The sequence below is a fragment of the Bradyrhizobium sp. URHA0013 genome, from assembly GCF_000518345.1.
In the GTDB taxonomy this organism is placed as follows: Bacteria; Pseudomonadota; Alphaproteobacteria; order Rhizobiales; family Xanthobacteraceae; genus Bradyrhizobium.
The window spans coordinates 72,281-94,857 of the sequence record NZ_JADK01000009.1 but is presented as its reverse complement, the minus strand read 5'-3'; the positions used below and the strand labels follow the sequence as shown (position 1 = coordinate 94,857).

The window sequence follows — 22,577 nt, the reverse complement described above, 5'->3', positions numbered from 1 at the left end:
GACCCGCAATTGAAGGCCCATTTCCTTGCACGAATTGACCAAAGCGCCCCCGCCTCGCCGCCCCGACCTCCACGTCGCCACCGATGGGGAATTCCAGGGCTGGCGAACCTGGATTCGCGACAGTTTTGAGAGCCATGTCGGCCCGTTCTGGCACAAGATCGAGGACGACGGCAGCGTGCGCTCGGCGTTCCGTGTCGAGAAAAAGCACCTCAACGGCTCCGGAAACGTCCATGGCGGCTGCTTTATGGCGTTTGCCGACTACTGCCTGTTCGCGATCGCCACCCACGAGCTGGATGGGCCGGCGGTGACCACCAATTTCGCCTGCGACTTCCTCGACGCGACGCGCGAGGGCGAGCTAATCGAATGCGTCGGCGAGGTCTCCCGCGCCGGCGGCTCGCTGATCTTCCTGCGCGGCAAGCTGACATCGGGCGGGCGGCCGCTGTTCACCTTCTCCGGCACGATCAAGCGGGTGAAGCGGAAGCCGGCACCGCAGCCAAACGCATAGCTCGCCGCCTTCCCTTTTGGCGCCCCCTCGCCCAGACTTGTGTCGAGCGCTGTCGCGCCGGGGAGCAATATCAAGGTGCCGCAGAGCACACCGCCGACGGCTCGCGCCACGGCCTCGCAATTGCCGTCCATGCCCGCCACAGGCGCGCGCAACTGGCGCGACTATGCGCTGCTGGTCGCGCTCGCCTGCTGCTGGAGTTCAACCTATCCGCTGGCCAAGCTCGCGCTGGATACGATCCCGCCCGTGACCTTCATCTCGGCGCGTTCGCTGATCGCCGCCGCCTTCCTGTTCGCGATCCTGTGGATGCGCGGCGTCAGGATCCCGACCGATGCGAAGGCCTGGAAGCTGTTCGCGGTCCAGCAATTGATCAACTCCACCTTTCCATTCCTGATCATCACGGGGTCGCAGCTCTATGTGCCGGCCTCGAACACGGTGGTGCTGGCCTCGACCACGCCGATCTTCGCCTTCCTGATCACCTCGTTGATCACGCGCCACGAGCCGGCAACGCTGCTGAAGCTCTTGGGCGCGCTCTTCGGCCTTGCCGGCACCATCGTCATCGTCGGCCTCGATGCGCTGCGCGGCTTCGGTAGCGAGATCGTGGCGGAGATCGCCATCCTGCTCGCCACCATCTCCTTTGCCTGTGCCACGATCTTCGGCCTGCGGCTGTCCGAATACGACCCGATGGTGGTGGCGGCCGGTTCGCTGCTGTTCGGCGGGCTGGTGCTGCTGCCGCCTTCGCTGATCATCGACCAGCCCTGGACGCTGCACCCGACGCCGACGGCGATCATAGCCACCGTCGTCATGGGCATCGTCTCCAGCGCCCTGGGGCTGATGCTGTTCTACATGTGCCTGGGACGGCTCGGCACGCTGACGACGAACGCGCAAGGCTATCTGCGCATCCCGATCGGCGTCGGCCTCTCCGTGCTGCTGCTCGGCGAGGGCGTGCCCTCGAACCTGGTGCTGGGCCTGGTGCTGGTCATGGCGGGCGTCGCCGCGATGACGGTGCCGACGGAGCGGCTGAAACGACGCTAGCTATTACTTGGCGTCGTCAGCCAGCATCTTGCGGTACTTCTCGACGTCGCGCGTCACGAGCTTTTGCAGCACCTCGGGCGTGTGCTCGTCGGCATCGGGTGCAACGGTCGAGAGATCGGCGAACCGTTTCTTGACCGCGTCGGTTTCGACCGCCGTGCGTGCAGCTGCATTCAGCCTGGCGATGACCGCCGGCGGGGTGCCCTTGGGCGCGAACAGGCCATTCCAGCCCTGCGCCTCGAATTCGGGCAGGCCGGCTTCGGCCGACGTTGGCAGGTCGGGCACTGTGGCGAGCCGGACGGTCGAGCCGACCACGAGTCCGCGCGCCAGCTTCTCGTTGATCGACTGCGAGACGGAGGCTGCCGCATCGCAGACGCCGTCGATCTGGCCGCCGATGGCATCGGTGAGCGCGGGCGCGGCGCCGCGATAGCCGACCAGCGTCGCGTCGATCCCGGCGGCCGTGACGAAGCTCTTGCAGATCAGGTAGTTCGAAGAGCCGACGCCGGCATGGCCGAGATTGATCTTGCCGGGATTAGCCTTGGCGTAGGCGATGAACTCTTTCAGGTCCTTTGCCGGAAAATCCTTGCGCACGGCGATGATGCCGAACGTTTTCGCCACCATGGCGATCGGTACGAAGGAGTCCGGCGTGAACGGCAGCTTTGGATAAATCGTATAGGTCGCGGCGTTGGTGCCGGCATTGCCGATCGCAATGGTGTAGCCGTCGGGCTCGGCGCGGGAGGCGCGCGCCAGTGCGGTCGAGCCGCCGGCGCCGGCGACGTTCTCGATCACGATGGTCTGGCCGAGCGCGATGCCCATCTGCTCGGCAACGGTGCGCGCGATCACGTCGGACGTGCCGCCGGCCGCGAACGGCACGATCATGGTGACGGGACGCTTGGGGAAGTCCTGCGCGAACGCGGCCGTCGCGAATGCAACGACGGCGACAGCGGCCGCCAGCCGCTTCAGCACGAACGCAATCACGCGGCCTTTTCCAGATGCGCGGTGAGGCCGGCGAACAGTCCGCGGCCGTCGGTGCAGCCCATGATGTCTTCGACGTGGTTTTCCGGATGCGGCATCATGCCGAGCACGTTGCCCTTGTCGTTGACGATGCCGGCGATGGATTGCGCGGCGCCATTGATGTTGCTGATGTCGTCGATCGCGCCGTCGGCCGAGCAATAGCGGTACAGCACGCGACCCTCGCCTTCGAGCCGCTTGATGGTCTCCGCGTCCGCCGCATAATTGCCCTCGCCATGCGCGATGGGCACGCGGATCACCTGCCCCGCATTGTAGCCGCGCGTGAACGGCGTGTCGGAGCGCTCGACGCGGAGATGCACGTCGTGGCAGATGAATTTCAGCCGCGCATTGCGCATCAGGACGCCGGGCAAGAGCCCGGATTCGCAGAGGATCTGAAAGCCGTTGCAGACGCCGAGCACGAGGCCGCCCTTGGCCGCATAGTCGCGCACCGCGTCCATCACCGGCGCCCGCGCCGCAATCGCGCCGCAGCGCAGATAATCGCCGTAGGAGAACCCGCCGGGCACCACCACGAGGTCGGTGCCATCAGGTAGCGACGTCTCGGCATGCCAGACCATCGCGGGCTCGCTGCCCGAGATCAGCCTCAAGGCACGCGCCATGTCGCGCTCGCGGTTGATTCCGGGAAAGACGAGGATGGCGGCTTTCATGGCAGAGGTTCCGAACGAGGATTAAAATGGGGCTGGCACGGCTGCCAAATCGGCAGCAGACATAACCATTTGACGGGGATTTTACCAGTGCTAGCCTTGCCCGCGAGCGTTGTGCACAGGCCATAGCCCGCCATTCGGCCGATCGATTCGCCCGGGATTAAAGCCATGAATGTCCCCTCGCTGCCCGCATCCCTCTCCGAGCCGGTGTCCACCGAGGGCGTCATCGCCGCCGGTGCCTATGTCGACGGCCGGCGCGTCGCCAATATCGCCATCAGCGAGGCTTCGAGCTGGCGGGCGAAGCCCGGCCACGTGGTCTGGATCGGGCTGCACGAGCCCGACATGGCGCTGCTCAGCGCGGTGCAGAAGCAGTTCGACCTGCACGAGCTCGCCATCGAGGACGCCAACCACGCCCATCAGCGACCGAAGATCGAGCAATATGGCGAGGCCCTGTTCATCGTGGCGCGCACGGCGCAACTGATCGAGGGCCGGATCGCCTTCGGCGAGACGCACATCTTCGTCGGCGAAGGCTATCTGGTCTCGGTGCGCCACGGCGCGTCGACGTCCTACACGCCGGTGCGCGAACGCTGCGAAAGCTGCCCGCGCGCGCTCGCGCGCGGCGAGGACTACATCCTCTACGCCATCCTCGATTTCATCGTCGACAACTACTCGCCCGTGCTCGAGAGCATTCACGAAGAGGTCGAGAGCATCGAGGACGACGTGCTCTCCAAGGCGATCAGCAAGGCGCAGATCGAGCGGCTCTACATGCTGCGCCGCGACCTGCTGCGGCTCAGGACTGCCATCGGACCGCTGGTGGAGGTCTGCCGCCGGCTCGAGCATGACGAACTGGCGATGGTGCGCGCGACGATGCAGCCGCTGTTCCGCGACGTCACCGACCACGTCAGGAACATCCAGGAGCGGATCGATTCAATGCGCGAGGTGCTGGCCTTCGCCTTCGAAGCAAGCCTGCTGGTCGGCCAGGCCCAGGAGACGGCGGTCTCCAAGAAACTTGCCTCCTGGCTCGCGATCATCGCGATCCCGACCGCGCTTGCCGGCATCTACGGCATGAACTTCAAGCACATGCCGGAGCTGGACTGGGAGTACGGCTATTACACGCTGCTCGGCGTGATGCTGACGGCCTGCGGCGCGCTGTACTGGCGTTTTCGTCGGGTCGGATGGCTGTGAGCCATCCTGTTCACCCGATCAGCTCGACCCGATAATTCTCGATCACGGTGTTTGCCAGGAGCTTGTCGGCGGCGTCCTTCAACGCCGCCTCTGCCTTGGCCTTGTCCGCGCCGGCGAGCTCGATGTCGAACACCTTGCCTTGGCGAACGCTGGCGACGCCGTCGACGCCGAGCGACTTCAACGCACCCTCGATCGCCTTACCCTGCGGATCGAGGATGCCCGTTTTCAACGTAACGGTGACACGTGCCTTCACGTCAGATCCCTCTTAGCTCTTCACCAGCACCGGGCCGGAACCGGCCGGACGCTCGTTCTCCATGAGAATGCCGAGACGCTTGGCGACTTCGGTATAGGCCTCGAGCAGCCCACCGAGATCCCTGCGGAAACGGTCCTTGTCGAGCTTCTCGTTCGACTTGATGTCCCACAGACGGCAGCTATCCGGCGAGATCTCGTCGGCGACGATGATCCGCATCATGTCGTTTTCGAACAGCCGGCCGCACTCCATCTTGAAGTCGACGAGGCGGATGCCGATGCCGAGGAAGAGACCGGTGAGGAAGTCGTTGACACGGATGGCAAGCGCCATGATGTCGTCGATCTCCTGCGGCGTTGCCCACCCGAAAGCGGTGATGTGCTCTTCCGACACCATGGGGTCGTTGAGCTGGTCGTTCTTGTAATAGAACTCGATGATCGAGCGGGGCAGCTGCGTACCCTCCTCGATGCCGAGGCGCTGCGACAACGAGCCGGCGGCAACGTTCCGCACCACCACTTCCAGCGGCACGATCTCGACTTCGCGAATCAACTGCTCGCGCATGTTGAGGCGGCGGATGAAATGGGTCGGCACCCCGATGTCATTGAGGTGCTGAAACAGGTACTCCGAGATCCGGTTGTTGAGGACACCCTTGCCCTCGATCACCTGATGCTTTTTCGCATTGAACGCGGTGGCGTCATCCTTGAAGTGCTGGATCAGGGTACCGGGCTCCGGGCCTTCGTAAAGAACCTTTGCCTTGCCTTCATAAATGCGACGCCGACGGCTCATGGGGATGTACCGTGTTTTGTTGAAATCCATGTATCTGGTGTGCTCCGGTTGACGAGACTACGACCCACAGCGGAGCTGCCGTGAACGGCCCGGAACCCCTGGAAACAGAACGGGAACCCAGCCTTAGGCAACCTATCCGATTGGCCGTCCCAGCACAATCGATCCGGCCGTCCGGCATCAAACTTATACCGTCTTGCCTGCGGCTTAACGGCTCGTTGTTTTGCCGATTCGTGCCCCCTATCTAGGCATGCACCGGGGCTCTCGCAACGAGGGCCAGCCGGGTCCATTCAGCAGGGAATTGGAAAAGGCATGAGCACGTTGGACAAGCGCGAGGAAGGCTTCGAGAAGAAGTTTGCCCTCGACGAGGAGCAGAAATTCAAGGCGGAAGCCCGCCGCAACCGGCTGCTCGGTCTGTGGGCGGCCGAAAAGCTCGGCATCACCGGCGATGCCGCCGCGGCCTATGCCAAGGAGGTGGTCGCGGCCGATTTCGAGGAAGCCGGCGACGCCGACGTCCTGCGCAAGGTCATGGCCGATTTCGCCGCCAAGAACGTCGCCATCACCGAACAGGTGATTCGCGCCAAGATGAACGAGCTGATCGCGGTGGCGGCGGCCGAGGTGAAAGCCGGGAAGTAAGGCGAAGCGTCATTCCGGGGCACGTCTGCGACGCACCCCGGAATGCCACCAGCTATCCCTCCTTGAACCCATACTCCGGCACATTGCCGCTGGCGCCGTAATATTTGTACGGCAGGAATTTGCCGCTCATGGTGATCTTGACGCGGTCGCCCTTCGGGTTGGGCAGGCGCTCCATCACCATGTCGAAATCGATCGCCGACATGATGCCGTCGCCGTACTCCTCCTCGATCAGCGCCTTCCACGCCGGACCGTTGACCATGACCAGCTCGTAGAAACGATAGATCAAGGGATCGGTCGGCGGCATCGGCATGCCGCGCATCGGCGTCTCGTTCAGCATCGCGGTCTCGGCCTTCGTCAGGCCGAAAAGTTCAGCGGCGTTTGCGGCCTGCGGCTTGGTCAGTTTCATTTGGCCGAGGATCGCGCCTGTTATCAGCACCTCGGAATAGCCGCCGATCTTTTCGCAGATGTGTTTCCAGCTCCAGCCCTTCTCGCGCTTGATGTCGAGCAGCTTCTCGGTGAGGTCTTCGCGTTTCATGTCAAGGTCTCCTTGGTTGTCGTCATGCCCGGGCCTTGTCCCGGGCATCCACGTTCTGGCTGCACTAGAAGGACGTGGATGGCCGGGCCAAGCCCGACCATGACGTCTCGTTGAGTGGCTCCGACTTGGCATCAGAGGCGACCGTCAGTCCGGGCTTGCCGATATGCACCACCGGCACATTCCGCGGATCGTGACCGGGCGTCTCGGCCGTGAAAGTCTTGCTGCGCGTTACCAGGAAATCAACGATGTGGTTGCGCAGCGCGTAGTACAGCGGATGGCGGTGCAAATCGGTGCGGCCGCGATCCCGCGGCAGCGGGTTCTCGACGACCTCGGCCAGCACCGCGCCGGGACCGTTGGTCATCAGGAAGATCTTGTCGGCGAGATAGATCGCCTCGTCGACGTCATGGGTGATCATGAACGCGGTCTGCCCGGTCTCCAGACAGATGCGCCGCACCTCGTCCTGCAGCGTGCCGCGCGTCAGCGCATCGAGTGCCGAGAACGGCTCGTCCATCAGCATCATCTTTGGCGTGATCGACAGCGCACGCGCGATGCCCACGCGCTGCTTCATGCCGCCGGAAAGCTCGGAAGGTCGCTTGTGTTCCGACCCCGTCAGGCCGACGAGATCGATAAATTTCTGCGCATGCGCCTTCACCCTGGCGCGATCCCAGCTCCGCCATTTCGAGCTGACGGCGTAGGCAACGTTACCGAGCACGGTGCGCCAGGGCAGCAGCGCATGGCTCTGGAAGATCACGGCGCGATCGAGGCTCGTCCCTGAAATGGCCTGCCCGTCGACGATCACCGCGCCCTCGCTCGGCGCATCGAGGCCGGCGAGGATGTTGAGCACCGTGGTCTTGCCGCAGCCGGAATGGCCGATCACGCAGCAGAACTCGCCGCGCGCCATCGACAGCCAGAGATTCTCGAAGACCGCCGTTGTCGCGCCGCCTGCGCCCGGATAGCGCTTTGCGATGGCTTCGATCGAGATGAATTTTTCGGTCACGGCCCTACTCCGGAAACGTGACCATGCGCGTGAAGCGCGCGAGGATCTGGTCGAGCAGCATACCGACAATCCCGATCAGCAGGATCGCGATGATCACGTTGGTGATCGAGAGGTTGTTCCACTCGTTCCAGACGAAATAGCCGATGCCGGTGCCGCCGACGAGCATTTCGGCCGCGACGATCACGAGCCAGGCGATGCCGATCGAGATGCGCATACCGGTCAGGATCGTCGGCGCCGCAGCCGGCAGGATCACGGTGAAGGCGCGCCTGATCGTTCCGACCTCGAGCGTTCGCGCGACGTTGATCCATTCCTTGCGTACGCTCGCGACCCCGAACACGGTATTGAGCAGCATCGGCCAGATCGAGCAGATGAAGATGACGAAGATCGCGGAGATCGAGGAATCCTTGATGGTGTAGAGCGCGAGCGGCATCCACGCCAGCGGCGAGATCGGCTTCAGCAGCTGGATGAAGGGATCGAGCGCCTGGCTGAGCAGCGGCGACATGCCGATCAGGAAGCCGAGCGGGATGGCGACCAGCACGGCGAGCAGATAGCCGGTGCCGACGCGCGCGATCGAGTAGCCGAGTTGGATGCCGAGCCCCTTGTCGTTCGGCCCGTTGTCGTAGAACGGCCTCCTCACATGCTCCCAGAGTTTTGCGCCGACATCGACCGGCCCCGGCATGGCGGATTTGCCCTGCGTCGCGGTCAGGCCCATCAGCTTGGCGTATTCCGGGCTCATCGTGGCCACCGGTGCCGTCGAGCGCACGGCGAGATGCCAGACGCCGAGGAACGCGACGAGCAGCACGATCGAGACGAGGCCGGCGCGGAGACGGAGGGAGCTGGTGGTCATCGCGCAAAACCTCTCCCCCCGTCGTCCCGGCGAAGGCCGGGACCCATAGCCCCAGGGAGAAGTTTGGCGGAGATTAGTTGTTCGGTACTGCTACCTTCCGCGATCGACAAATCACGCGGTATGGGTCCCGGCCCCCGTGCGCAGCGCGCACTAGGCCGGGACGACAGCGGAGGCACAGCGCGGCCCATCACGACGCCTTCCTGATCTTGAAGCCCGCCAAATAATCCTCGGGCTTGGCCGGATCGAAAGTCTTGCCCATCACGGCGAACGATTTGTAGCTGCTGGCTGGCGGCGCCAGGCCCATCTCCGTCATCAGCTTCCTGGTGTCGGTGGCGAGATACACCTGCTCGGCGACCGCCTTGTAGTCGACATCGCCCTTGATCTGACCCCAGCGCTTCATCTGCGTCAGCATCCACACCGCAAAGGACTGCCAGGGGAACGGGTCGAAATCGACGCGCTTTTCATCCGTCTTCACGCCGCCGAGGCCGTCGGCATAGGTGCCGGTCAAGACCTGTTCCAGTACCGTGACCGGCGCGTTGATGTAGTTCGCCGGCGCGATCGCCTCGGCGATCTGCTTGCGATTCTCCGCCTTCGACGCATAGGCCGTGGCATCGACGATCGCGCGCGTCAGCGCGGCAAAGCTGTTCGGCGCCGTGGTGATGAACTCGCGGCTGGCGGCGAAGCTGCAGCAGGGATGGCCGTCCCAGATTTCCTTGGACAAAAGATGCATGAAGCCGACGCCGTCATAGATCGCGCGCTGGCAGATGTTGTCGGGCGCGAGAAAGCCGTCGATGTTGTCGGCGCGCAGGTTTGCCACCATTTCCGGCGGCGGCACCGAACGCAGCTGCACGTCGGTGTCGGGGTCGATCCCGTGTTCGGCGAGATAGTAGCGCAGCAGATAATTGTGCATGGAATAGTCGAACGGGATGGCGAACTTCATGCCCTTCCAGTCCTTCGGATCGCGCTTGTCCTTGTGCTTGCTCGCCAGCACGATGCCCTGCCCGTTGATGTTCTCGATCGCGGGCACGGCGAATGGAATGGCGTTGGCACCTAAGCCAAGCGAAATCGCCAGCGGCATCGGCGCCAGCATGTGCGCGGCGTCGTATTCCTTGTTGATGGTCTTGTCGCGGATCACGGCCCAGCCGGCGGTCTTGACTACGTCGACGTTGAGGCCGTGCTTGGCGTAGAAGCCCAGCGGCGCCGCCATGATGATCGGCGTGGCGCAGGTGATCGGGATGAAGCCGACCTTGAGGTCCTTCTTTTCCGGCGCGCCGGCTTGCGCAAAGACTTCGGTGGCGGTCTGAAGCGGGAAGAACTGCGACAGCGCGGCCAGCGCGGTGGAGGCCCCGACCGATTTCAAAAACGCGCGCCGCGCCACATCCTGCGGAAACATCGCGCGCATCACGGCAGAGGCGACGGCGCCCTCGTAGCGCTTCTCTTCGCTCTCGACGGGATCACAGCGCAACGCGGTGGCCTGCTCATGCTCCGCCGCGGATTGATGCTGACCACAGGCACAGCCGGCTCGCAGGTTGCGATCGGGATCAAACGGATTGTCGAAAGTGGACATCGGACCTCCTGCGCGTCGTTGCGAGGAGAATTACGCAAGGAGCATGCCATCACCTTCAGGCTGGCCAGTGCCTTGATGACGCGGCACTTTCGCTCGCACTTGGTCGTTACGAAAATTCGTGATAAACGATATTTCGTAGCTTAATAACGAGATTTCGTAATGGCAACGACGCCACTACTCGCCCACGATGATGTGGCCCCGACCATCGATCCGCGCGTCGCGGCCTTCGAATCCTCGGTCGAAGCGACGCTGCTGGTCGATCCCTTCGGCGACCAGATCGTCGATGCCAATCCCGCTGCTTGCACCCTGCTCGGCTACGACCGCGCGCTGCTGCGCCAGACCAAGGCGAGCACGCTGCATGCCGGCGAGCTTCCGGCGCTGACCGTGTTCACCCAGGCCGTGCTGCACAAGGGCGCCTACTGGACTACGGCGCTCAACCCACGCCATGCCACCGGGCAAAATCTCCGGCTCGAATATGCCGGCTGCGTCCTGCCCCATGACGGGCGCACGCTGGTCCAGCTCACCCTGACCGATCTCGACGCGCGCCGCCGCCGCAATGTCGATGCCGCCGCTGAAGACCATATGCGCAGCGGCATCTCGACCTGGCAGCGGGTCGAGCGCGTGTTCCAGGACATCGAGCGCGAGAACCAGCTGATCCTGCGCGCCGCCGGCGAAGGCATTTACGGCGTCAACGCGGAAGGAAGGACCACCTTCGTGAACCCCGCCGCCGAGCGGATGCTGGGCTGGACGGCCGAGGAGCTGGTCGGCAAGGAAATCCATCCCATCATGCACCACACCCACCATGACGGGCGGCACTATCACAACCATGACTGCCCGATCTACGCGGCGTTCCGCGACGGCGCGGTGCACCAGGTCGACGGCGAAGTGTTCTGGCGCAAGGACGGCTCGCCGGCCTGGGTCGAATACACCTCCACGCCGATCCGTGATCGCGGCGTGGTGGTCGGTGCCGTCGTGGTGTTTCGCGACGTCAGCCAGCGGCGCGAGGCCGACGAGAAGCTGCACGCCGCGCTCGCCGAGGTCGGTCGCCTGCGCGAACGTCTCGAGCTCGAAAACGCCTACCTCCAGGAAGAAATCCGGATCGAGACCAATCCGCGCGGCATCATCGGTGGCAGCGAGGCGATCCAGACGACGCTGCGCCAAGTCAAGCTGGTGGCGCCGACCAGCGCCGCGGTGATGATCACCGGGGAATCTGGCACCGGCAAGGAGCTGATCGCGCGCGCCATCCACGAGGATTCCACCCGCAGCGACCGGCCGCTGATCCGCGTCAACTGCGCAGCGATCCCGCGCGAATTGTTCGAGAGCGAATTCTTCGGCCATGTCCGCGGCGCCTTCACCGGCGCGACGCGCGACCGCATCGGCCGGTTCGAACTCGCCGATGGCGGCACGCTGTTCCTCGACGAGGTCGGCGAGATCCCGCTCGAATTGCAAGGCAAGCTGCTGCGCGTCTTGCAGGAGGGCAATTTCGAGCGCGTCGGCCAGGAGCGCACGCGCGCGGTCGACGTCCGCGTCATCGCCGCGACCAATCGCGACCTCAAGCAGGAGGTGCAGCGCGGCCGGTTTCGCGAGGACCTCTATTTCCGCCTCAACGTCTTCCCGATCGAGACCGTGCCCCTGCGCGAGCGTCGCGAGGACATTCCCCTGCTCGCTCAGCACTTCCTCACGCGCGAGAGCAAGGCGCTGAAATCGAATCTGCGCTTGTCGGAGGGCGATGCGCGTCGGCTGACGCGCTATGACTGGCCGGGCAATGTCCGCGAACTACAGAACGTAATCGAGCGCGCTGCGATCCTGTCGCAGAACGGCCGATTGCGGATCGATTTGCCGGACACCTCCGGCGCGCAGGCCCCAGCCGGCGCCGCGCGGCAGAAGACCGACGCACGGCCCGCTGTGATGACGTCATCCGAAATGCGCGACCACGAGCGCGCAAACATCCTGGCCGCGCTCGAGGGCTGCGCCGGAAAAGTGTTCGGCCCCGGTGGGGCGGCCGAGATGCTGGATATCAAGCCGACCACGCTGGCCTCGCGGATCAAGGCGCTGGGGATTACGCCCCGTCCGCGAGCCCTCGGTTAGTGGCGATCACGCCGCCTTGGTCGTGACCTCCGATGCGATCGGCAGTCCCTGCTCGATCGGCAGCGACGGATCGCGCGACCATTCGTTCCAGGAGCCGAAATACATCCGCACGTCCTTCACGCCGGCGTTCTTGAGCGCCAGAAACGTGTTCGAGGCGCGCGCTCCCTTGAAGCAGTAAAGATAGACCGGCGTGGACGGTGAAATGCCGACCGTGGCGCATTCCGCCAGGATCTCGTCCTTGGATTTGAAGCGCGGTCCCTCGGCGGTCGGTTTCATCATGCGATACCATTCCAGCCACACCGCACCGGGGATGCGACCCTTGCGCGGGCAGAAATCCTTGCCATACGGAGAAGAGCTGTCGCCGATCCATTCGTCGACGTCGCGTACGTCGAGAATGGCGACGCCCGGCTTGCCGACGGCCGCCAGCATGGTCTTGGCGTCGATCAGAATCTCGCCCGCTTCAGGCACGATTCCGAACGACGCCTTCATCGGCGCCGGCACATCTTTCGTCACCGGAAGACCTGCGGCAGCCCAGGCGTCGAAGCCGCCATGCAGCACTTTGATCTTGGGATAGCCGAGCATGGTGAGCAGGTAGTAGCCGCGGCAGGACTGGCCGAAGCCGGAGTTCATCGACTGCTCGTAGATCACGGCCGTCTCCTTGCCGGACAGACCCGCGCCGCCGAAGGCATCGGCAAACTTGGTCTTCAGCTCGCTCATGCCTTCCGGCGTCGAGGTCGCAAGAAACGTGAATATCTCATGCACGTTCACGGCGTTGGGAAGGTGCCCGGCGCCATAGGCGTCGGGGTTGCGGGTGTCGATCACGACACAGGGCTCGGTTTTCAAGAGATCGGCAAGTTCGCTGGCAGAGATCAGAACGTCCGTCATTGGCAGCCTCTCCGTTGAGGTTAGATGGTGGGTGGGCTCGTAAAACTCAGGAATCGGCAAGCATCTTGCGCAGCTGCTTGGTGGCAGGCGTGACGATCGCGACGAAATAGGCCTCGCGCAGGCGGCGCTGCGCGCGGTGGCTCTTGAGGTAGCCGCGCGCACCACAATGCAGCATCGCCGCGTGCGCCGCCGCGACGCTGGCTTCACCGGCGCGCAGCCTGAGCGCGATCACCTTGCGCCAGTAGGTCTCCTCCTCGTTGTAGGGATCACGCGCCAGCGCCATGGTCTCGGCCTCGAGCTCGGCGGCGAGATCGCGGAAGTGCACCGGCTGTTGCGGCAGATAGCGGTTGATGTGGCCGAGGGGATTGTCGACCTCGTCCATGATGTTGATGCAGTCCTTGATGAGCCCGAGCGCCATGCCGGCCTGCAGCAGGATGAAGCCGGCGCGGATCTTCTTCACGAAAGGTGCGGCGGGATCGGCCAGGATCAGCTCGTCAGGCACGAAGGCGTCCCGGAACTGCACGCCATAGGTGCCGGTGCCGTCCATGGCGAGGAACGGCTTGCATGGCGTCAGTGTGATCGCGGGATCGGAGCAGTCCGCCAAAAACATCACTTGGCCGGGCTCGCCACTTGCGATGCCCGGCTCGTCCTCGCGTTCGAAGATGGTGCCGAAATAATGATCCGGTCCGAGATTGGACACCCAGGGCAGCGCGCCGCGCACGATGTAGCCGCCTTCGACCTTGCGCCCCTTCAGCTTGAGCTTTTCGATGCCGAAAAAGCTCTTCATCGGATTGGAGAGTCCGGTGCCGCCGAGCACGCGACCGGTCGAGAACGCATCGCCGAAGCGCTTTGCCAGCTTCATGTTGGTCGAGTTGGCCGCGTACCAGACCAGTGTGTTCTGGCACCACGCCATGAAAGCAGTGCTGCCGCAGACCTCACCGATCTCAGCCATCGCCTGAATGGCACAGCGCAGATCGGCAGGCCCTTCGTGCGGCACGTGACTGCCCCAGGCACCGACCTCGCCGAGCTTGTGCAGCACATCGGCCGGATAAATGGTGCCGGCATCGATGCCGGCGGCGAGCGGCGCGAGCTGCTCCCGCGCGATCCGCGCCACCTCGCCTGCAATGGACGGTGCGGGCTGATCCAAAACTTCGGCCCGTGATAAAGCCAGTGAACCCATGATCGTCTCCCGCACCTTGTCCTGTTGCCGTCAGCTCAGATGCCGACCTCGAGATTGACCGGGCGGGTGAAGGTGTTGGCGACTGGCGACCATTGCTTCACATGGGCGACCAGCGCATTGATTTCGTCCGGCGAGATCCCCTCACATTCCATGTCGACCTTGACGCGCACGTCCGTAAATCCAACGGGCTTGTCGGAGACATCGCCGGTGCCCCAGACGGCGGTAATGTTGAGATCGCCCTCGAGCTCGAGCTCGAGCTTGTTGACGATCCAGCCGCGATGCACGGCGTTGGCGTGCAGGCCGACGGCGAGGCAGGAGCCCAGCGCGGCGAGCGAAGCTTCGGACGGATTGGGCGCAGTGTCGTCGCCGAGCAGACCGGGCGGCTCGTCGACGATGTAGGGCTGCAAATTGCGGATGTAGTTGGCGTGGCGGAATTTTCCTTCCGCGACCGTCTTGCACTTCAAGGTCTTGATGACCTTCGGATTGGCCTTGCCGTTGGCGATCAGTTGCTCGAGGCCATTCTTGTCGATGGGCGCGAGGCAACCCGTCAGCACTGTCTTTTGAACGACGGCAGTCATCATCTTCTCCCTGGCAGAAGTGGAAATCGGTAGGATACCGAACGGTCTGTTTCCTTGCATGGAGCGTGCCAGAGCCGACCAAAATCAAAAGGCGAAGTATTGGAGCCGCTTAGCGAACGCTGCCTGCGAATTGATCAGCCGCCGTTTGCTCAAAGGCGATGCAGACGGGCTTTCCCGTGCGAATCTTTTCAGCGCGGACAGATGCGGCTTGCTGATGCGGCGCGGCTGCGGGTAAGTTTGGACTCATGGCCAAGCCCTCACTGAACAAGACGTCAAAGAAGAAGTCTCATTCGCCGCACGGCGGCGCCAGTGACGACGAGTCCGCGCGCGGACGCCTGCTCAGCGCGGCGACGCATCTGTTCTGCAAGAACGGCATCAACGCCACCGGCATCGACGCGATCATCGCGGAAGCCGGCACCGCGAAGACCACGCTCTATAAATTATTCGGCTCCAAGACCAATCTCGTCAACGCGGTGCTGGAGAGCGAAGGCAAGCAGTGGCGCGAATGGTTCATCGGCGCCATGGAAGACGGCGGCGGCGACGCGCAGGCCAAGCTCACGCGCATCTTCCCGGCCCTGAAGAGCTGGTTCGCGGAGGAGCGCTTCTACGGCTGCCCCTTCATCAATGCGGTCGGCGAGCACGACAAGGACGCCAAGCAGTTCCGCAACATCGCGATGAAGCACAAGAAGATCGTGCTCGGCCACATCGAGAAGCTCGCTGGCGAGCTCGGTTCGAACGAGCCCCTCGTGCTCGCACATCAGCTCGGGCTGTTGATCGACGGCGCCATCGTCGCGGCGATGGTGTCGCGCGATCCGGGCGTGGCCGATACGGCGGCGCTGACGGCAGGTTCCCTGCTCAGCCAGCCCAAGGCAAAGAAGAAGCGCGCGGCGGATCAGCTCGAGGCGGTGTGATCGCTCCCATCCCGTGGCCTCATGAGCGCAGCGACATGCGGGACGACCGTCCCCGGATGTCGCTTCGCTCATCCGGGCTACGGCACTCGCAGCCGCTCCCTCGGTAACGCAGCGATGAACCGCCCGATCGCACCGAGTACCGGTCCCTGATCACCCGCAAAGAACCAGTGATCGTTGCCGTCGAGCTCGACGAATTGCGCACCTTTGATCCGGCTCGCCACATCGCGGCCGGCCTCGATCCGTACGGCCTTGTCGTCACGACGATGCAGCACCAGTGTCGGCATGGCAATCTGCGGCAAAAGGTGCCGCACGTCGGCATCGCGAAACGCCTCGAGCACCGCCGAGATGCCGCCGGGACTGGAGGCCGCGCGCAATAGCCCCGCCCACCAGGCGCGTGCCTGGGGATCGCTCGCAAGGCTGGGCGCGAACGTCTCAATCTCCACCGGACCTCCCCATTGCGCGATGAGGTGCTTGCTCCAGGCGTCGTACTGGCTGGCGCGCAGCGCGTGCGGATAATCCTGCGACCAGCAGCCCTTGGCCAATGCACCGAACAGGATGAGTCCGGCCACGAGACGCGGTTCATCGACTGCAAATTTGATGCAGGCTGGTCCACACTCGGATGCGCCGAACAGCACGACGCGGCGCGAGCCGGTCGCCCGTAGCACCGTGCCGATGTCCTCCGCGGTGACGTCGATATCAGGCGCAGATCCAACCCGGTCGGACAACCCGATGCCGCGACGATCGAACACGATCAGGCGCCCAAGCTTCATCAGCGAGGCCAGAAACGCCCGGCTCGCGGGGTGCTCCCAAGCGCGCTCCACATGCGACACGAAGCCGGGCATGACCAGGATGTCGAGCGGGCCGCTGCCGTAGGTCTGATACGCCAGATGCACACCAGCGCCCTTGACGTAGCGCGTCGCTGGAACGTCGGCTGCCGCCGCAGGACTCATCAACGCCTCGGTCTCGGCTTCGGGCGTAACACCAAGCTCGTCACGCAGCCGCTGCCTCAGTGCCGCGTGGTGCCGCTCTGCCGCACTGCGGTCACCCGCCAGCAGCAGACTGCGGATCAGATGCCGGCCGTAGACCTCGCTCAAAGGATCGAGCTCGACCAGACGGGTCGCATGCGTGGCCGCGGAAAAGTAGTCGCCGGCGGCGGTCTTGTCCTGCACCAGGCGCTCCAGCGCGTGCATCAGCCGTCCCCGCAGCGCCTCGCGGCGGAAGAACGCCCAGTCGTCGAATTCCGGACAGTCCTCCGGGGAGAACCCTGCGAGGAAATCTCCCCGATAAATCTGGCAGGCCTCGTCAAAGTCAGCGCGATCGCAAGCGCCCTCGAACAGATGCGCATCGACCTGCAGCGCGACTGCCGGAGACCATCGCAGGCTGGTGCGGTCGGTCTCGAACACCTGCTGACCGAGCGTCAGCTCGATGCGGTGAAGCAGCCGCCGCAATCGCGCAAGCCCGGTCTCGCGGTCAGTTTCAGGCCACAGCAGCGTCGCCACGATTTCGCGGGCCACGGCGCCCTTGGCCTCCGCGAGATAGACCAGCAGCGCGAGGCCCTTGCGCAAGGCCAATTTGATCGGGCGGCCGTCGGCGTGGACCTCAGGGAACCCGAACGTCCCCAGCGAGAAAACCGTCATGAAAGTCCTCCCTCCCCTTGCGGCGCCCCGGGGGACGCGCAGGGGACGGTCCAGCAATAGCAGTGGGGGCAGATCGAGCCTGCTCGCGGGCGAGCAATTCAGGCTCCTCCATGCGGCACGGCTCCATCAGGCACAATAGGAAAAAACATGATCTCGCGCCTCCTGATCCTGCTCTACGCCATCGTGAGCTACGTGATCTTCACGGTCTCATTTCTCTATGCGCTCGGTTTCGTCGGCAATTATGTCGTGCCCAAGTCGATCGACATGTCGATCGATAGGTCGATCGACGTCGGCAACCCGATGGACCTGAGCGTGGCTATCGTCGTCAACCTGCTGCTGATGGGCCTGTTTGCGATCCAGCACAGCGTCATGGCGCGCCCGGTCTTCAAGCGATGGTCGGCCAAATTCCTTCCCCCCGGCTGCCAGCGCAGCACCTATGTGCTGCTCTCCAGCCTGATCCTGCTGTTGCTGTTCTGGCAGTGGCGCCCGATTCCGACGCCGGTCTGGCAAGCGAGCGGAATAGCGGCCTGGTTGCTGATCGGCGTGCATTGGCTTGGCTGGCTTGTCGCGTTCGCCTCGACCCACATGATCGATCATTTCGATCTGTTCGGCCTGCGCCAGGCCTTCGTCGCGTTCCGCGGGAGCGAGATACCAAATCAATCGTTCAGAACACCGCTGCTCTATAAGATCGTGCGCCATCCCATCATGCTCGGCTTTCTGCTCGCGTTCTGGGCCACGCCCGAGATGACCGTCGGCCACCTTCTGTTTGCGCTCGCAAACACCGCCTACATCCTGGCCGCGCTTCAGTTCGAGGAGCGCGACCTGATCGCCGAGTTCGGCGCGACCTACCAGGATTATCGCCGGCGCGTTCCCATGCTGCTGCCGCGTCTTTTCGGTCGTCGGACGGAAGATCGCCAGCCGCCTCGGCCTGCTGGAGCGTCGCAATGAATGCAATATCAGCTATTCCCCGGATGTCGGCGGAGGCCGCCACGTTTGCCGATACGCTGGATGGGCTCGACGTCGGTCTTTGTCTCGTTGACGCGGAGGCGCGTCTCATTCACGCCAATACTGCCGGGCAGGACATGATCGAAGCGCGCGACATCCTGCACGAAATCCGCGGGCACCTCGCGGCTTGCGATCCGACGGTCAACCGGACCCTGCAGCATTTTTTCGCAGCCGCCGGGCAGGAAAACGCGTTCCTCGGCGCCGACGGGCTCGCGGTGCCGATGATCGGGCGGGACGGGAAGCGCCACGTCGCCCATGCTCTGCCGTTGACTTCCGGCGCGCGCCGACGTGGGGGCGTCGCCTACAGCGCCGTCGCAGCGTTGTTCGTCCGCAGGGCGGCGCTCACGATACCGCCTCGTTCCGAAGTGATCGGCAAGGCATTCAAACTGACGCCGACCGAGTTGCGTGTGATGCTCGCGATCGTCGAACTCGGCGGCGTTCCCGAAGTGGCGGCGGCACTCGGCGTCGCCAATACGACGATCAAGACGCATGTCCGGCGCCTGTTTGAAAAGACCGGTGCAGCGCGACAGGCAGATTTCGTCAAGCTTGTCGCGGGATATGCGACGCCATTACGCAAACCTGCCGAATGCAGACAATCCGTTGGAGCGACACGATGAGAGCAATTCTATGCAGCTCATTCACCGGCCCCGCCGATCTGCGCCTCAGTGAAATCGACGAGCCGAAGCCCTCCGGCGACGAGATCCTGATCGACGTCCATGCAGCCTCCGTCAGCTTCATGGACCAGTTGGTGATCTCGGGCCTCTACCAGATGCGGCCGCCGACGCCCTTCGTGCCCGGCACGGAAGCATCCGGCATCGTCGTCGCGGTCGGCGACGAGGTCACTGCATTCGCTCCCGGCGACCGCGTGGCATGCAGCGCCTGGACCGGCGGCTACGCCGAACGGATGATAGCGAAGGACTCAAAGTGCGTGCTTCTGCCGGAAGGCGTCGCGTTCGAGGCAGCGGCGACGGTCCTGCACAATTACGGCACGGCCTATTATGCGCTGGTCGAGCGGGCCAGGGCGCAGCGCGGCGAAACGCTGTTCGTCACCGGCGCTGCCGGCGGAGTTGGCCTTGCCGCCGTCGATCTCGGCCGCTATTTCGGTCTGCGCGTCGTCGCCGGGATCGGCTCCGATGACAAGGCCGCCCTGGTTCGCAATTATGGAGCCAGCGACATCGTCAATTATCGTAGCGAGGATCTGCGCGACCGGATCAAGGCGATCACCGGCGGCGAAGGGATCGATATCGGCTTCGACAATGTCGGCGGCGCGATATTCCAGCAGATGGCCCGGTCGATGAAGTGGGGCAGCCGGCTGATGCCGATCGGCTTCACCAGCGGCGAGATTCCCCAGCTCCCGATGAACCTTCCGCTGCTGAAGAACTATTCCATCCTCGGGGTCTTCGTCGGCGCCTGGGCGGAGAAATTCTCGCTCGAAGCGGCGCGCATGAACGCCACGCTGATGCAACTGCTGGCCGGCGGGCAAATCCGCCCGCACATCGATCGCGTCCTCCCTTTGGAGGAGGCCGGCGAAGCCATGCGTGCCGTGGCCAACCGAACGGTTCAGGGGCGAATTGTCCTCAAGATCAGGTAAAGTGCACGGGGAAGAGAGAACAAAACCGATGACAAAGATCATCATCGACAAACGCTTTTGCGGTCCTCCGAACTCCGGCAACGGCGGCTATGTTTGCGGCCGGTTGGCCCGCCACATTCCCGGCGCCGCGGAGATCACGCTGCGCGCACCGCCGCCGCTGGACACGCCACTCGATGCGGTCGCAACGGACGACGGCGCATGGCAGCTTCGCGATGGCGACAAGATCGTCGCGACCGGGCGGCCGGCAAGCGTCGAGCTTGCGCGCGTGGAAACAGCCAGCTTCGAGGAGGCCTGCGCCGCCGAATTGTTGACGCCGGTGAAGCCGCACGAGCATCCGCTGCCGACATGTTTCGTGTGCGGCCCCGCAAGGGCCAAGGGAGACGGCCTGCGCATTTTTGCCGGCTCGCTCCGTGGTCACAACGCCGTTCTGGCAGCGAGCTGGACACCGGATAAGAATCTCGCCGCCGACGACGGCCTCGTCGCGCCGGAATTCCTCTGGTCGGCGCTCGACTGCCCCACCGGCTTTGCCTGCAATTGCGATCCGCAGACCGGCAGTTTCGACCGGACGCCGCTGCTGCTTGGCCGCATGTCGGTCCGAATCGAAGCCCGCCCCCGCCCCGACGACCGCTGCGTCATCACGGCGTGGCCGACCGCCCGCGACGGCCGCAAGCGCATGGCCGACGCCGCGGTGCACGATCGAGTCGGGAAGTTGCTCGCGGTGGCGCGCACGACATGGATTGCGGTGGAGCGCGAGGTGCAGCTCGGGCGTCGTTCGTAGAGGGGACATGGGCGCCCGGTACCGGGACGGCCAGCTTTCCAGCTAACCACGGGAGCACTCCACTTTGCCATCCGTGCGACGCTACCAACCGTCGAGAAGCGTTGAACCCACGTTTAATCAAAGATACTCTTGCAGCTGTCGCCAAGCAAAAAAGATCCAAGAGGGTACGCGATGGTCCGCAAGTTAAAGGCATTTGCAATCCTTGCTACGGGCATGTTCGTCGCTGGCGTCGCAAATGCCGAGGCACAGCAGCCGGAGCTCAATGCGCCTGACCTCGTCCTCGTTAATGGCAAGGTTCTGACCTTAGACGACCGATCGACCGTCACGGAGGCAGTCGCCGTCGCGGATGGAAAGATCATCGCGACCGGAACCAGTGCTTCGATCAAGGCGCTTGCAGGCGCCCGGACCCGCGTGCTCGACGTGTCCGGCAAGACCGTCATCCCCGGATTGATCGATACACACGCTCACTTCAAGGCCGCTGGTCTGGGCGACTATGTCGTAAGCCTGGGCCGAGCCAAGACCGTCGCGGACGCGCTCGAGGCCATCAAATCATTCGCCACCAAGAAGAAGCCGGGTGAGTGGATTGTAGGTGGCGCGTGGCATCCGCCCTCACAATTGGCCGAGAAGCGCTATCTCACGAGGCAGGAGATCGATAGTGTTGCTCCGAACAACCCGGTCTATCTTCGCACCGTCGGGCATTTCTCGATGGCGAACACCATGGCTCTACAAGTGGTCGGTGTCGACAAGACCACCGCGGACCCGAGTGGTGGTAAGTTTGAACGCGACGCAGCCGGTGACTTGACCGGCGTGCTCGTGGAGACGGCGATCGATCGGGTCGAGAAGGCCGTACCACCTTGGACAGAAGACGACGAAATGCGGCAATTCACCATTGCCGAAGGTGTGCTGAACAGCTTCGGCATCACCAGTGTGATCGAAGGCGCAACAGAGCCACGTGATGTCCGAACGCTGCAGAAGCTTGTCGCAGCGGGGAAAGCCACTTTGCGCACCGGCGTGATGTTTCGACCGGAGCCCCCCGCCGATCTGACCGCATGGGAAGCGATCATGTCAGGCAATGGCGCCTCCTCAGGGTTCGGTGACGATTGGCTCAAGTTCGCCGGCATCAAGATCTTTTACGACGGCGGCATGACGCTGAAGACGGCGCTCATGCGTGACGTGTACCCCGATTCACACGACAACTATCACGGCATCACGCAGCAGACACCTGAGCGGCTGAAGCAACTCATCTCCGTCTGCAACCGTTATGACTGGCGTGTCGGAGTCCACGTCGTCGGCGACCTGGGTGTTGACCAGGTGCTCGATGCCTTCGAGGCAGCGGATAAAGAAAAATCGATCCGCGACCGTCGCTTCGTCCTCATCCACGCCAGCCTGATCCGGCCAGAACAGATGGAGCGTGCGCAAAGACTAGGAGTCCGCATCGATTTCCAGAACGTTTTCATGTGGGATAAGGGAGCGACCGTCGAACGATTTCTCGGGAAAGCGACCGCTGACCGCGCCGTGCCGACCAGGACGTTGATCGAAAAAATGGGACTCAACAGCCTCGGCGCCGGGACGGATTTTCCGGTCAACCCGATCAACCCCTTCCTCAACATGTACATCATGGTGACCAGGAAGGATCCCAACGGAAACATCTACGGCTCGGCAGAAGCTATTACGCGCGAGCAGGCCCTACGGCTCTACAGCAGCGCGGCTTCGCGCTACAACTTCGATGAAGCCCGCAAAGGGACCATTGAGCCCGGAAAGCTGGCGGACATCGTGGTGCTCTCCGCTGACTACGCGGCCGTGCCCGAGGAGCAGATCAAGGACATCAAGGCGGACCTGACGCTGGTGGGCGGCAAGGTTGTCTTTCAGCGCTGAACCGGCGCTGATCGGCCAAGGTGAGCGAGAGCGACAATTCGCTCT

General features: G+C 63.8%; 23 protein-coding genes. 11 read left to right on the top strand and 12 right to left on the bottom strand.

The window, feature by feature from the left end; all coding sequences use genetic code 11:
• Nucleotides 1-25: 25 nt before the first annotated feature.
• Both N551_RS0115275 and N551_RS0115270 read left to right on the top strand, forming a co-directional pair.
• Entirely contained in the window at nt 26-505 is a 480-nt protein-coding gene (locus N551_RS0115275) for a PaaI family thioesterase (protein WP_027567665.1), read from the top strand.
• A 75-nt stretch (nt 506-580) separates the two neighbouring features.
• On the top strand, nt 581-1,537 hold the full coding sequence (locus tag N551_RS0115270; RefSeq protein ID WP_027567664.1) for a DMT family transporter: 957 nt from the start codon (nt 581-583) through the stop codon (nt 1,535-1,537).
• 3 nt (nt 1,538-1,540) lie between these two features.
• On the opposite strand, the gene N551_RS0115265 is transcribed toward N551_RS0115270, so the two are convergent.
• Both N551_RS0115265 and purQ read right to left on the bottom strand, forming a co-directional pair.
• Nucleotides 1,541-2,512, bottom strand: a complete 972-nt coding sequence (locus N551_RS0115265) for a tripartite tricarboxylate transporter substrate binding protein BugD (protein WP_027567663.1) — start codon at nt 2,510-2,512, stop codon at nt 1,541-1,543.
• On the bottom strand, nt 2,509-3,210 hold the full coding sequence (gene purQ, locus N551_RS0115260) for a phosphoribosylformylglycinamidine synthase subunit PurQ (RefSeq protein WP_018455524.1): 702 nt from the start codon (nt 3,208-3,210) through the stop codon (nt 2,509-2,511). Before purQ ends, N551_RS0115265 begins: the two co-directional genes overlap by 4 nt.
• A 165-nt stretch (nt 3,211-3,375) precedes the next feature.
• On the opposite strand from purQ, the gene N551_RS0115255 reads away from it, so the two are divergent.
• Entirely contained in the window at nt 3,376-4,392 is a 1,017-nt protein-coding gene (locus tag N551_RS0115255) for a magnesium and cobalt transport protein CorA (RefSeq protein WP_018455523.1), read from the top strand.
• Nucleotides 4,393-4,402: 10 nt separating this feature from the next.
• Here the strand turns inward: N551_RS0115255 and purS are convergent, their stop codons facing one another.
• Entirely contained in the window at nt 4,403-4,645 is a 243-nt protein-coding gene (purS, locus tag N551_RS0115250) for a phosphoribosylformylglycinamidine synthase subunit PurS (protein WP_007602264.1), read from the bottom strand.
• Between the two features lie 12 nt (nt 4,646-4,657).
• The gene (gene purC, locus N551_RS0115245; protein ID WP_171944915.1) at nt 4,658-5,425 is read right to left on the bottom strand and encodes a phosphoribosylaminoimidazolesuccinocarboxamide synthase; all 768 of its coding nucleotides are present in this window, start codon (nt 5,423-5,425) and stop codon (nt 4,658-4,660) included.
• Between the two features lie 309 nt (nt 5,426-5,734).
• Between purC and N551_RS0115240 the strand changes: the two genes are divergently transcribed.
• Nucleotides 5,735-6,058 carry a DUF1476 domain-containing protein gene (locus N551_RS0115240; RefSeq protein WP_027567662.1) on the top strand — a complete coding sequence of 108 codons (324 nt, stop codon included), beginning with the start codon at nt 5,735-5,737 and terminating at the stop codon, nt 6,056-6,058.
• A 52-nt stretch (nt 6,059-6,110) separates the two neighbouring features.
• Here the strand turns inward: N551_RS0115240 and cynS are convergent, their stop codons facing one another.
• From cynS to N551_RS0115220, 4 genes are all read right to left on the bottom strand, one after another.
• The gene (cynS, locus tag N551_RS35520) at nt 6,111-6,593 is read right to left on the bottom strand and encodes a cyanase (protein ID WP_051462744.1); all 483 of its coding nucleotides are present in this window, start codon (nt 6,591-6,593) and stop codon (nt 6,111-6,113) included.
• A gap of 64 nt (nt 6,594-6,657) precedes the next feature.
• Nucleotides 6,658-7,590, bottom strand: a complete 933-nt coding sequence (locus tag N551_RS0115230) for an ABC transporter ATP-binding protein (protein ID WP_027567661.1) — start codon at nt 7,588-7,590, stop codon at nt 6,658-6,660.
• A 4-nt stretch (nt 7,591-7,594) separates the two neighbouring features.
• A complete protein-coding gene (gene ntrB / locus N551_RS0115225) occupies nt 7,595-8,437 on the bottom strand; it encodes a nitrate ABC transporter permease (protein ID WP_027567660.1) in 843 nt (280 codons plus the stop codon).
• Nucleotides 8,438-8,624: 187 nt separating this feature from the next.
• Nucleotides 8,625-10,004 carry a CmpA/NrtA family ABC transporter substrate-binding protein gene (locus N551_RS0115220; protein WP_027567659.1) on the bottom strand — a complete coding sequence of 460 codons (1,380 nt, stop codon included), beginning with the start codon at nt 10,002-10,004 and terminating at the stop codon, nt 8,625-8,627.
• Nucleotides 10,005-10,163: 159 nt separating this feature from the next.
• On the opposite strand from N551_RS0115220, the gene N551_RS0115215 reads away from it, so the two are divergent.
• Nucleotides 10,164-12,092 carry a sigma 54-interacting transcriptional regulator gene (locus tag N551_RS0115215; protein WP_027567658.1) on the top strand — a complete coding sequence of 643 codons (1,929 nt, stop codon included), beginning with the start codon at nt 10,164-10,166 and terminating at the stop codon, nt 12,090-12,092.
• 6 nt (nt 12,093-12,098) lie between these two features.
• Here the strand turns inward: N551_RS0115215 and N551_RS0115210 are convergent, their stop codons facing one another.
• The 3 genes from N551_RS0115210 to N551_RS0115200 are packed head-to-tail and all read right to left on the bottom strand — an operon-like array spanning nt 12,099 to nt 14,735.
• The gene (locus N551_RS0115210) at nt 12,099-12,977 is read right to left on the bottom strand and encodes a sulfurtransferase (protein WP_027567657.1); all 879 of its coding nucleotides are present in this window, start codon (nt 12,975-12,977) and stop codon (nt 12,099-12,101) included.
• A gap of 46 nt (nt 12,978-13,023) precedes the next feature.
• Entirely contained in the window at nt 13,024-14,157 is a 1,134-nt protein-coding gene (locus N551_RS0115205) for an acyl-CoA dehydrogenase family protein (protein ID WP_027567656.1), read from the bottom strand.
• A 35-nt stretch (nt 14,158-14,192) separates the two neighbouring features.
• Nucleotides 14,193-14,735, bottom strand: coding sequence for an OsmC family protein (locus N551_RS0115200; RefSeq protein ID WP_007612153.1), 543 nt, complete (start codon nt 14,733-14,735; stop codon nt 14,193-14,195).
• Nucleotides 14,736-14,980: 245 nt separating this feature from the next.
• Here N551_RS0115200 and N551_RS0115195 point away from each other — a divergent pair, with 245 nt between their 5' ends.
• Nucleotides 14,981-15,646: a TetR/AcrR family transcriptional regulator gene (locus N551_RS0115195; RefSeq protein ID WP_027567655.1), complete on the top strand. Its 666-nt coding sequence runs from the start codon at nt 14,981-14,983 to the stop codon at nt 15,644-15,646.
• 77 nt (nt 15,647-15,723) lie between these two features.
• Here the strand turns inward: N551_RS0115195 and N551_RS0115190 are convergent, their stop codons facing one another.
• A complete protein-coding gene (locus tag N551_RS0115190; RefSeq protein WP_027567654.1) occupies nt 15,724-17,283 on the bottom strand; it encodes an alpha/beta fold hydrolase in 1,560 nt (519 codons plus the stop codon).
• Nucleotides 17,284-17,430: 147 nt separating this feature from the next.
• Here N551_RS0115190 and mddA point away from each other — a divergent pair, with 147 nt between their 5' ends.
• The 5 genes from mddA to N551_RS0115165 all read left to right on the top strand — a co-directional run bounded on the left by mddA (nt 17,431) and on the right by N551_RS0115165 (nt 22,532).
• A complete protein-coding gene (gene mddA, locus N551_RS0115185) occupies nt 17,431-18,231 on the top strand; it encodes a methanethiol S-methyltransferase (RefSeq protein WP_027567653.1) in 801 nt (266 codons plus the stop codon).
• A gap of 23 nt (nt 18,232-18,254) precedes the next feature.
• Nucleotides 18,255-18,905, top strand: a complete 651-nt coding sequence (locus N551_RS0115180; protein ID WP_051462742.1) for a helix-turn-helix transcriptional regulator — start codon at nt 18,255-18,257, stop codon at nt 18,903-18,905.
• On the top strand, nt 18,902-19,879 hold the full coding sequence (locus N551_RS0115175; protein WP_027567651.1) for an NADPH:quinone oxidoreductase family protein: 978 nt from the start codon (nt 18,902-18,904) through the stop codon (nt 19,877-19,879). Before N551_RS0115180 ends, N551_RS0115175 begins: the two co-directional genes overlap by 4 nt.
• Before the next feature lie 28 nt (nt 19,880-19,907).
• Complete coding sequence (locus N551_RS0115170; protein ID WP_027567650.1) at nt 19,908-20,657, top strand: hypothetical protein; 750 nt, start codon at nt 19,908-19,910, stop codon at nt 20,655-20,657.
• Nucleotides 20,658-20,828: 171 nt separating this feature from the next.
• Nucleotides 20,829-22,532 (top strand): amidohydrolase, encoded by a 1,704-nt coding sequence (locus tag N551_RS0115165; protein WP_027567649.1) that lies wholly within the window; start codon nt 20,829-20,831, stop codon nt 22,530-22,532.
• Nucleotides 22,533-22,577: the final 45 nt, after the last annotated feature.